8 protein-coding genes are annotated in these 10,239 nt (G+C 54.4%); all 8 read right to left on the reverse strand.

Going from position 1 to position 10,239, the window contains the following annotated elements:
• Nucleotides 1–23 precede the first annotated feature (23 nt).
• The 8 genes from VGK48_15280 to prsK all read right to left on the reverse strand — a co-directional run bounded on the left by VGK48_15280 (nt 24) and on the right by prsK (nt 10,186).
• Nucleotides 24–1,700 (reverse strand): hypothetical protein, encoded by a 1,677-nt coding sequence (locus tag VGK48_15280; protein ID HEY2382537.1) that lies wholly within the window; start codon nt 1,698–1,700, stop codon nt 24–26.
• Nucleotides 1,701–1,761: 61 nt separating this feature from the next.
• Nucleotides 1,762–2,787: a PfkB family carbohydrate kinase gene (locus tag VGK48_15285; GenBank protein ID HEY2382538.1), complete on the reverse strand. Its 1,026-nt coding sequence runs from the start codon at nt 2,785–2,787 to the stop codon at nt 1,762–1,764.
• A gap of 3 nt (nt 2,788–2,790) precedes the next feature.
• Nucleotides 2,791–3,579, reverse strand: coding sequence for a hypothetical protein (locus VGK48_15290; GenBank protein HEY2382539.1), 789 nt, complete (start codon nt 3,577–3,579; stop codon nt 2,791–2,793).
• 121 nt (nt 3,580–3,700) lie between these two features.
• Entirely contained in the window at nt 3,701–4,957 is a 1,257-nt protein-coding gene (locus VGK48_15295) for a glycosyltransferase family 4 protein (GenBank protein ID HEY2382540.1), read from the reverse strand.
• A gap of 44 nt (nt 4,958–5,001) precedes the next feature.
• Nucleotides 5,002–6,153: a DegT/DnrJ/EryC1/StrS family aminotransferase gene (locus VGK48_15300; GenBank protein ID HEY2382541.1), complete on the reverse strand. Its 1,152-nt coding sequence runs from the start codon at nt 6,151–6,153 to the stop codon at nt 5,002–5,004.
• A gap of 9 nt (nt 6,154–6,162) precedes the next feature.
• The gene (locus VGK48_15305) at nt 6,163–6,660 is read right to left on the reverse strand and encodes an acyltransferase (protein HEY2382542.1); all 498 of its coding nucleotides are present in this window, start codon (nt 6,658–6,660) and stop codon (nt 6,163–6,165) included.
• A 39-nt stretch (nt 6,661–6,699) separates the two neighbouring features.
• Nucleotides 6,700–8,049 (reverse strand): PEP-CTERM-box response regulator transcription factor, encoded by a 1,350-nt coding sequence (gene prsR, locus VGK48_15310; GenBank protein HEY2382543.1) that lies wholly within the window; start codon nt 8,047–8,049, stop codon nt 6,700–6,702.
• 28 nt (nt 8,050–8,077) lie between these two features.
• Nucleotides 8,078–10,186, reverse strand: coding sequence for an XrtA/PEP-CTERM system histidine kinase PrsK (gene prsK, locus VGK48_15315; protein ID HEY2382544.1), 2,109 nt, complete (start codon nt 10,184–10,186; stop codon nt 8,078–8,080).
• Nucleotides 10,187–10,239: the final 53 nt, after the last annotated feature.

Raw genomic sequence — 10,239 nt, forward strand, 5'->3', positions numbered from 1 at the left:
CACTACAATTGTTTGACTGTTTTTCATACAACGCTCTTCATTTTGACGTTTATAAACTGATTATCTTCGGCTAAATCCTGTTCCATGTATCTCAATTGCGGCGGCGTGACCAGTTCATCCAACTCACGCAGATTGCCGGCCATATACGATCGAAGCCGCATTGGCGGCAACCCGGGATTCTGTACAGGTAAAACACTTTCGAGTTGAATCGCAACTTCGCCGTTCGCATTCCGCTGGAAAGCAACGGATCTCCGCCTTCTAAACCATGAAGTCGCCTGCGATGCCGTGCAAAAAAAAGCATTTCGGCCGGAACACTCCGTCACTAACCATGAGTAAAAGTCACCCCACAGACGCTCTGGCGCAATGCTTCTATCGTGCCAATTTATTGTGAGCGTGCCGCCGTGACGGACGGAGTTATCTAACATCGGTGTGAGGTAATCCGACGCCTCACTCCTCCTCAGATGCAGGTAACCAGGCAAAAACAATGCAGTATCCATTACATGCATGGGCAATTCGAGCAGCCGGGTGCAGTTGATTGGCTTGAAAACCTGGCCTGTGCCGGCCCGATATCCAACAGCTTCGTTATAACCGACAGTGGAATCGTAAGTGAAACCAGCTTCCTCCAGCACAGTTGCTGATCTTTGATTGCCGTACAGCCAGTGCATTCTGACGCCAATTTCAGGAGCACCGGTTACCTCGGAAATTCTGCCTGCCTCTTTCCGTCCTTCGAGACTGTCGCACCATGCATTGATGCCGTGGAGGCCAACCTCGCAGCCGGCGGCGATCAGCCGATTAATCTTCGGCTTTATAAAAGAAACATCGTACCTGGTCGCGCGTTTTGCTGGTGCCTGACCTTTGGGGGAACGACCGGGTCGATTCGCGAACGGAACTACAAAAAATGTGGAAGGCCTTCCTTCTTCCAACGCGAGGTATCGGTCGAAATCAGCCCAGATGTCGGCTGCGAGTCCAGCATAGATCAAAGGCAGCTTTACCGCTGCGGCCCAGTTCTTGCACAACTTGGATATGTCGATCCGGCCCCGGACCAAATTGATCAGAGAACCCACTGTTGCACGGTATAGAAAACCGGCAGCGGTAGCGTCGAACCGGTGCGGACGCATCAAGGCATGGTCGAGATCATGCGTAAGGCAGGCGATGAATGAATATCCTGCGGGAACAGGTGGGATCTCGAGCAGCGGCAGACCTGCACTTACGATCAGGGTTCGTAATAAATCAATATGGAGATCGAGTGCGGGTAGCCGTGCATTCTGAGCGGGCTGTCCGATGGATAACAGGTGTTCAATTTCATGAAATAAGTCATAACCGATCCTGATGATGACGGTGTCCTCTATATGATTAACGCATGCAACGGATCGTTGCGACGACTCCTCAATCAGAAACCGGTGCGCTTTGCCGAAGGTGCCAAGTTCGCCGTAAATCGGGATACGGCTTCCGCAAAAAGAAACACTCCGTTGCTCACCGTGCGAGTGAACCGAAAGCCCATGCTCCCGATCAAACGTGGTCTCGCGAGCGCCGAATGCGATAGCAATTTTCGTTCTGACCAGCTGAAGACTCGGTTCAGAAGCACACAGCAATATGTCATAGACACCGTCTCTTCTACAGAACTCCCAAGGTGTCTTGAACAGTTCAAAAAATTCACATACTACAGCCTGCTGCTTTGGGCTTGCGACAACACCGATCATCGGGTTGCGGAGCCCTGATAATCGCCGCAAGCGGTGACGGGCATTTCCGGGTTCCCCATGACTACGAAGTCACCGCCTCCTTCATCAGCCGATCCCGCATTGATGCAAGCAATTCATCTCGTGTCAGGGTTGCAGTTCCGAGCTTTCCGACGACAACGCCGCTCGCGTAATTGGAAATTTCGGCGGCTTCGACCGCTGACGCACCGGCGGTCAATGCCAGAGTGAACAAGGCGATGGCCGTATCTCCAGCGCCGGAGACATCGAACACTTCCCTCGCGACGGTGGGGATATAGTGCGGGTTTCCGCCGCGCTCGAAAAGCAACATTCCCTGCTCTCCCAGAGTGATCTGGACAATTTCAGTTCCCCAGCGGTCCAGCAACTCTTCACCGACGTGTTGCAGCACTTTATCCTGCAGCGGATCGTTGTGCGGCTCCCAGCCATCCTCCTCGACTCCAACCTCGCGGAACGCTTCTGCACGGTTTGGCTTGATCGCTGTGACACCATGCCACTTCAGAGGATTCTTCGGATTGGGATCGACCGTGATCACCAGCCCGGCGGCCCGTGCAATCGGTATGATCGCATCCACAAGCTCCTGAGTTATAAAACCCTTGCCGTAATCGGAGATGATCAAACCGTCGAGTTCAGGGCTTCGTCCCAAGACGAATCGTTTCACCTGTACAACCTGATCGTTCGTGATTTTTCTGATCTGCTCCCGATCGAAACGCACGACCTGCTGCTTGCGGGCGACGACGCGGGTTTTGGTAATCGTTTCGCATCGGGGACTGCTCAGGACTCCAGCAGCGTCGATGCTGCCTGCGGCCAACAGTTCGAGCAACAGCTCTCCGTCACGATCACGTCCCACTTGTCCCGCGATATGCACTTCGCCGGCAAATGGTACAAGATTCCGGGCGACGTTGGCGGCGCCTCCCGAATAGATTTCTTCTTTCTCAACGGTTACTACGGGCACCGGGGCTTCCGGTGAAATCCGCGACACTTTCCCCCAGATGAATCGGTCGAGCATGATGTCGCCGATCACCAAAATTTTTTTGCGCGAGAAACTTTGAATGTAGTCTTCAAAAACCGCCATAGGTTACACGTTCACCTTGGAATCGATTGCCTGCAAAACGCCGCACAGAACATCGGCCTGAGAGATAGCCGTGGTCGCCCTGGCGTCGAACCCCCGCTTGTAAAAGAACTCGGCCAGCAGCGGAGAAACCAACTTCGTCAGAATCCCGTAGCCATAGATCTCCCAGGGACTCGTACAGTTGAATAGCGCGACGCACGGAATGTTGCTTCCGAGGGCCAGATGCATCGGCAGGCTGTCGGCGCACACAACGCAGCGATGGCCGCGGACGTCGGCCAGGTGCTCCAGCAAGGTCGGGCGCGTGGGAAGAAAGTTTACTTTTAGCCCCCGGCTTTCAAGCTCGTTCTTCAGCCAGTCATAGGAAGCCCACTTTTTCATAGGCCATACCGGACCCGCCTCCGGGGCGATCGCTACATCTCCGCATAAATCGGATGGGGTCGTTGATGGAAGAGCGTATCGATCGCCTCTGAACTCCAGATTCAATCCGGAGAAAATCAACTCCTGATACGACGCGCAATTTTGAAGTTTCAATACATCCGCTTGTTGGCGGCCATGACGGCTGCTCAGACTCATATCGAACCATCCCGCCGAATCAGCGGTATAAGAGAGTCCAGCGGCCGGAGTTTCGTATGCGCCAAACAGCCGTTCCGCATGGACGGAATTCATGAGTCGGGCGGTTTCAGGCTCATCCTCAAGATTAATGACGAGATCGTAGCCTTCGCCGGCAATCGCACCGCGGTCGTCCCAATCGAGGACGTTCAATTTTGCGGAAATCCCGGATAAGCCTTCAAGCATTGCCTTATTTCGCGCTGCCGTTATCCAGGTAACCTCACCATTGAATCGCCGGAGCAATGGCGTAGTGCGTACAACGTCGCCCGTTGCGCCTAATTTAAGGATTAATACTCGCATGCCGACGCTATCTTGCTTGCCGCGCGGCTCGTGCCAAAGGAGCCGGCGCTGCGGAGTTGCAGAGCAGTTGTTCAACAAGACGGATCAGCATCGTCCTTTCCTCACTCCAGGTGTGAGACCGGTGAACTACCTGGCCGCGCCTGGTAATCTCCGTCACCTCTTTCGGGTGACAATAGGCCCATTCGATTTTCTCAGCAAGATCTGCGGCATTCCCCAGGTCGAAGTAGATCAGCGACTGATCGGGGAAATAGTCCGAGATACCCGGCGCACGCGGCGTAATCACGGGTTTTCCGAGAGACAGATATTCGAAAATACGCGTTGGTGTGTTGATTTCGGTGAAGATGCTTCGTTCATTGGGAATAATCCCCAAATCGCATTCCTCAATCGCCTCAGCAATCTGTTCACTCATTTTGGACCCGAAATACTGAACGTACGGTTCCAAGCCACGATCCTGTACAGACTTCATGACGCGATCCAGAAAAGAGTTCTGAGAGCCGTAAATTCGTAGTTGCACGTTTGGAATGGAGCGGCGAACCCTGTCCAGCGCCTCGACGGCTAGTTCCAAACCGTTCCGCTGGACCAACGAGCCGTGATACATGATTACGAATCGTTTTTTATCGATCTGGTCGCCCGAGCGTGCCTTCGCCTGACAGAAACGAAATATTTCTTCATCCGGTGAGTTCATCACCACGGTGATTTTTTTCGGAGAGCAGCTCCGCGCTGCAAAAAGCTTGGCGCAGGCGAGATTCACCGTTACGACAGCATCCGCAAACGCCATACTTCTCTTCTCAAGCCCCTTCAGCAATCGCACGCTCGCAGAAGCCTCTGGTATTTCAAAGATCGTTCTCATCAGTTCGGGCATGGGATCGTGTAGATCCAAGACTACTTTTGCGCCAAACAGCTTTGGCCATAGCGCGCTGTACACGAGGAAGTCAGGCATATTGTGGACATAGACCAGGTCGTATCGTTTCCTGAACCAGCGCGCCGCCACAAGACCGCCAGAAAGGATAAGGAATGCGGCATACTGATACAGGTAGCCCAATATTCCACCTCGCCGGCGAGTGAGCGGAAGCCGGCGGATGTTCACGCCGTTGCAAGTATCCACCTTCGGCTCCTCAGCGTTTTCCCGAAGGCAAATCAAGTCGACGGCCATTCCACAATTCACTAGAGCTTCCGCGGCGCGGCGCGGCCGCGGGTCCTCGGGATAGAATGAAAAGAGGATCATGGCGACTCGTTTTCCCTGGAGGGGCGTAGAACCGGACATCGATTTCTCCGTTGCTCGAATGGATTTCACGGTCTGAATCTTTGTTACCGGCACACTGCCTTCGCAGCCAGAGCTTCGACGACTTCCTGCTGCTGTTCCCTCCGGATATGCGGGAACATGGGAAGCGACAGAATTTCATCGGCAGCTTTCTCCGTAACCGGAAAATCACCCTTTGTATAACCAAGGTGGCGATAAGCCTCCTGGAGATGCAGTGGAATCGGATAGTGTAGTCCCGTACCAACGTTTCGTTCGGTTAACTGCCGCTGGAGTTCGTCCCGTTGCTGCACGCGAACGACGTAAAGGTGATATATCCCGTGGCTCCATTCCGGTTCCAACGGGGCGTCCACGCCTTGAATGCCGGACAGCAGCGTGTTGTAGACTTCCGCGGCAGCGCGCCTGTTTTCGTTCCATCCTGCAAGGTGGGGCAACTTGACACGAAGCAGCGCCGCCTGCATCGCATCGAGCCTGCCGTTGTATCCCTCGATGAGGTGATGATACTTCTTGTTTTGTCCGTGGTCCCGGATCATCCGAATGCGCTGAGCAAGTGCTTCGTCGTTCGTGGTGACGGCGCCACCTTCACCGCACGCTCCAAGATTCTTCCCGGGATAGAAGCTGAACGCCGCCGCTCGCCCGATCGATCCTGCCTTCAACCAGCGGTTCTGTTTCCTGGAGAAGTACTCGCTGCCGTGCGCCTGGCAGGCATCTTCGAGAACCATCAGTCCATATTCTTCGGCCAGAGTCATGATCGGGTCCATCTCGCACATCTGACCGTAAAGGTGAACGGGAATTATGGCTTTGATACGCTCCCCGGAATGGACCTTCAAATGCGTCCGAAGGGCTTCGACGCTCAGATTCAGCGTTTCCGGATCGACGTCGACGAATTGAGGCGTTGCACCCGCCTGAATGATCGCTTCGACGGTAGCCGCGAACGTGTTGGGAACGGTGACGACGATGTCACCATGACCGATACCGGCCGCCATCAGAGCGAACCGTAGGGCATCGGTTCCGCTGTTAACTCCCACGCAGTACTTCGCATCACAAAATCCTGCAAATTCCCGCTCGAAGTTTTCGACGGCAGGACCACCAATGAACATGGCGGATGTGATAACTCCACGGACCGCATCCATAAGTTGCTGTTCCAGCTCCAGATGCGGCGTAATCAAGTCTAAAAAGGGGATTCCTTGCCCAGAATTCATTATTCCTCCTTATTTTTGGTTGCTTTCAAGATAGCGAAACAGACGGGCGGGATTTCCGGCGACAACAGCGTTGGGTGGGACGTCCTTGGTTACCACGCTGCCGGCTCCAACGATCGCATTTTCTCCGATTGTGACATTGGCAAGTACGGTTGTACCCGTACCGATCGAGGCGCCTTTGCAGACCCGAGTCCGCTCCACGCTCCAATCGGCCTCGGTTTGAAGCTGGCCGCTGGCCGTAGCCCGAGGATAGGAGTCGTTGATAAACATCACGCCATGGCCGATGAAAACATCATCCTCAATATCGACGCCTTCACAGATAAATGAATGGCTCGATACTTTGCAATTCTTCCCTACGGTCGCATTTTTTTGGATTTCGACGAAAGCACCGATTTTCGAGTTGTCGCCGACCGAGCAACCGTAAAGGTTGATGAATTTCGACAGCTTTACGTTCTGACCCAGACGGACGTCGGGGGCAATAGAAAGAAAGTCTTCTTTAACAGTCATCATCGCTCCGTTAAGGTTATTAAGAACAAAAACATAAGAGCACTATCGCCGCGGTATTCCGAGTTTGTCGATGAGTTCATAGAGGCTGGGACGGCTGATTTCGAGCTCTGCCGCGGCCCGGGTCAAATTGCCTTTGTTCCGGGTAAGTGCGGCTTCGACCATTTGCCGCTCGACAGCTGCACGAGCTTTGTTCAGCCCCTGACCTTCGAACTCCGAATATTGAGACATACCAAGATCCTTCGGGCCGATGCGGCCATTCTCCGCCATTATTGCGGCGCGTTGGATACGGTTCTCCAGTTCCCGGACATTACCCGGCCAGTTGTGTGATTCCAGCGCCTTAATCGCCTTTGGCGTAAAGATCAGGTTTTTCTTCTGACCGGCTGCCTGTCGTTGTAAGAAAGCATCTGCGAGCAATCGAATATCACCTTGACGCTCGCGGAGAGGGGGCATGGAGATCACGACCACGGCCAGGCGATAATACAGATCTTCTCGAAAACGTCCATCCGCCATTGCCTTGACCAGATCGACATTGGTTGCGGCAAGGATCCTGGCATCGACGTTAATTGCAGTTCTCCCGCCGACTCGTTCGATCTGATGCTGCTGAAGAAAGCGCAACAGTTTCACCTGAAGAGTTCCCGACAATTCCCCGATCTCGTCCAGAAACAGCGTGCCATGGTCCGCCATCTCGATACGACCCTGCCGTTGCATATGAGCGCCCGTGAAGGAGCCCTTTTCATGACCGAACAGCTCGCTCTCCAACAGATTTTCGGGAATGGCGCCGCAATTGATCGCAACGAACGGTCCGGACTTCCGCGAACTCCTCGCATGAATGGCGCGCGCCACCAGTTCTTTCCCGGTTCCGCTTTCACCACCGATCAACACCGAGGCGTCCGTTCCAGATACTTTTTGAATGGTGCCGAATACCGTTTGAATTTGCGCGCTTGCACCCAGGATTTCTTCGAACGAAGTGGTGGCGCTGTTGCCTACGGACTCGATCCGGCCGAGCTCGAATTGCTGAATGTGAATCGCGCGGTCGAGCACGACTTTCAGTTCCGCAACATTGACTGGTTTGCAGAAGAAGTCATAGGCGCCCTGGCCGATTGCCTCAATCCCGTTTTCTTTTTCATTCTGGCCCGTCACCACGACGATTTTCATCAGAGGATCAAGCTGAAGCATGTCGGAGAGCGCGAGGAAACCTTCCCGCGTATCGCCGGCGCATGGGGGAAGTCCGAGATCCAAAGTGACGGCGTTCGGCCTGTTGTTCCTTACGAGATCGAGAGCGCTTGGGCGGTCATCCGCCAGAAGCACATCGTATTCCGAGGCGAGCGCCCATTTCATCTGGGTTCGCACTTCGTCATCGTCGTCGACAATCAAGATTTTTGGTTTATCCATAGGTGTACAGAGGGAGTGATGGGGGCAGCTAGTTAGCGATGGGAAGAATAACTCTGAATTCCGTTCCCGCTCCGACGGTGCTGTTCACTTCAAACGTGCCGTGGTGCGCTTCGACGATCAATTTACTGTGGAATAGCCCGATGCCCAGGCCGCGTTTTTTTGTGGTTTGAAAAGGCTTGAAGAGAGATTTTTCGATGAACTCCTGTGACATCCCACAACCGTTATCGCGGACCAGGAAGCCGACCGTATCTCCTTCGTGTATCGTTGCAACTTGAATCACGCCATTCCCATTCAGGGCTTCATTGGCATTCATGACCAGGTTTGTAAGCACTTTGTGGATTTGTTCCGAGTCGACTCTTGTTTTAGGCACCGCCTGCAACTCCTGCTTCAAATCGGCCTTGAGGCTGCCTTTGAACTCTGCGAGTGTGGACTCCACCAGCTGGCGAAGGTCACATTCTGCGGGTTTCAGTTCGATTTGCTCACGCAGCAGTGAAAGCCGCGCGCACATGTCGTCGATCTTCGTCACGCTCGCAGACATGACCCGGAGCGCATCGGCCCGGAACTCGGGATTGTCGAAATTTGCCGGGAGATTTTGCATCGTCAGCGAGAGGCGCGATGCGAGGTTTTTCAAATCGTGCACAAAAAAGGTCGATACGGCCTGGAATGTCTCCACTTCCTTGGCGTGGCGGAGCCGGACCGCCGAGCGCAGATTCAGCAGGCTGGCTGCGAGATGATCCGCGAGGCTTTCCAGGAGGAGCATATCCTCTGTCGTCAGCGCTTGGTATCCGACGCGGTCATCATTGAGCGTCAGCACGCCAATGATCTCTTCACCGACGCGCAATCCGATGACGTATCGCAGTTTCGACTGCCTGAAGAATTCCGGGCATGCCGACATCACTTCTCCCGGCCAGGCCAGATCCTGCTCCTGAAGGTCGATACAGCCCGGATGTTCGCGGACATATCGAATCAGCTCCGCGGAATGTCTTCCCGCTCGTTCCAGCTGCTTCTCAACGTCCGCGGAAAATGCCGTCGAGCCTGCAAGCATGAGCTTCCGCTGGGATTCATCCACAACCCAAACGCTCACAGACAGTATTTCCAGCCATTCCGAAACCAGCCGGCTGACGGTGCTGCTCAGTTCCCGCACATCGACCAGAGATCTGGTTCTCTGCGTCAGTTCCATCCAGACACGCCTGTAGTCGTAGATCGGGCGATGGAAGTGGCGGCTCACGAAGAGGCGTAACTGCCGGCGCACACGATTGGAGAGAAGCAGGGCGCCAAAAGCCGTCAAGGCAATGAAGACGATAAAAGTGTCGTAGGGAAGCGGCCCGTTTGGCGACAAAGACCGGGCAACGCGCGCAATCAAACCGACAGCGATCAGGTAGATGCCGGCGAATATTAAGGTCAGGGAGTTCTGTATCGCCGTTCCGGAAAGATACACATCCATCGTCAGAGAGCTGCCCCGGAACAGAGCGATCGCAAACAATGAATCTGCGGCAATCAATGCCACTGCATTGATCGTGCCGAAACCGGTATCCGTGGTCGAAAACAACAGGGCCTGACTCGCCGTGTAGATCCGTAGCGCGAACAGCCCGCCGATGCCGAGCACCAGGAATTTGATCTGCCAGCGCATCCGGCCCACGGAAGAGCGCATCGTGCGTTCCAGATTGAACAGAATCAATACCGACATCAGAATGAAGAACATCTGAAGCCAGCGGCCAGGCGAACCGAGCAGAATGGACCAGCGCTCCGACTCCTCCAGATAAATCGCGCCAAGAAAAACGGATTTCCGGAAGATCGCAAGGAACGGAATCGGCGCAAGTGCGCTGACCAGAAGCGGCCATTTCCATTGGGCCAGAAACTTGCGCGGATTCACTCGCGCATAGGTGAGGCTGAACGCCAGCCAGATCGACGGAATCAATACGGAAACGGTAATGACCCGCTTTTGCCAGTAGATAATGTCGTCCGGAAGCAAAGCGCTGTAGACCAACCCGCGGAACAATTCTTCGAGTGCGAATAAACACATGCCCGCCGCAAAAATGCGGTGGACGAAGGCATCGCGGTCGCGAAGCAACACACCGACAGCGACAATCAGGCTGAAGTATGCGGCTGCGTATGAAGGGATTGCGGCGATGGGCATTAGCTGGATTTCAACATGGTGTGTGAGCGACCCCCCTGCCGCTTAGCCGCTGT

Source organism: Terriglobia bacterium, from assembly GCA_036496425.1.
Classification (GTDB): domain Bacteria; phylum Acidobacteriota; class Terriglobia; order 20CM-2-55-15; family 20CM-2-55-15; genus 20CM-2-55-15.

What these genes read in the sequence shown, in the direction of transcription:
- VGK48_15280 (HEY2382537.1), bottom strand. Translation starts at nt 1,700, where the DNA reads ATGATCGGTGTTGTCGCAAGCCCAAAGCAGCAGGCTGTAGTATGTGAA.
- VGK48_15285 (HEY2382538.1), bottom strand. Translation starts at nt 2,787, where the DNA reads ATGGCGGTTTTTGAAGACTACATTCAAAGTTTCTCGCGCAAAAAAATT.
- VGK48_15290 (HEY2382539.1), bottom strand. Translation starts at nt 3,579, where the DNA reads ATGCTTGAAGGCTTATCCGGGATTTCCGCAAAATTGAACGTCCTCGAT.
- VGK48_15295 (HEY2382540.1), bottom strand. Translation starts at nt 4,957, where the DNA reads ATGTCCGGTTCTACGCCCCTCCAGGGAAAACGAGTCGCCATGATCCTC.
- VGK48_15300 (HEY2382541.1), bottom strand. Translation starts at nt 6,153, where the DNA reads ATGAATTCTGGGCAAGGAATCCCCTTTTTAGACTTGATTACGCCGCAT.
- VGK48_15305 (HEY2382542.1), bottom strand. Translation starts at nt 6,660, where the DNA reads ATGATGACTGTTAAAGAAGACTTTCTTTCTATTGCCCCCGACGTCCGT.
- prsR (HEY2382543.1), bottom strand. Translation starts at nt 8,049, where the DNA reads ATGGATAAACCAAAAATCTTGATTGTCGACGACGATGACGAAGTGCGA.
- prsK (HEY2382544.1), bottom strand. Translation starts at nt 10,186, where the DNA reads ATGCCCATCGCCGCAATCCCTTCATACGCAGCCGCATACTTCAGCCTG.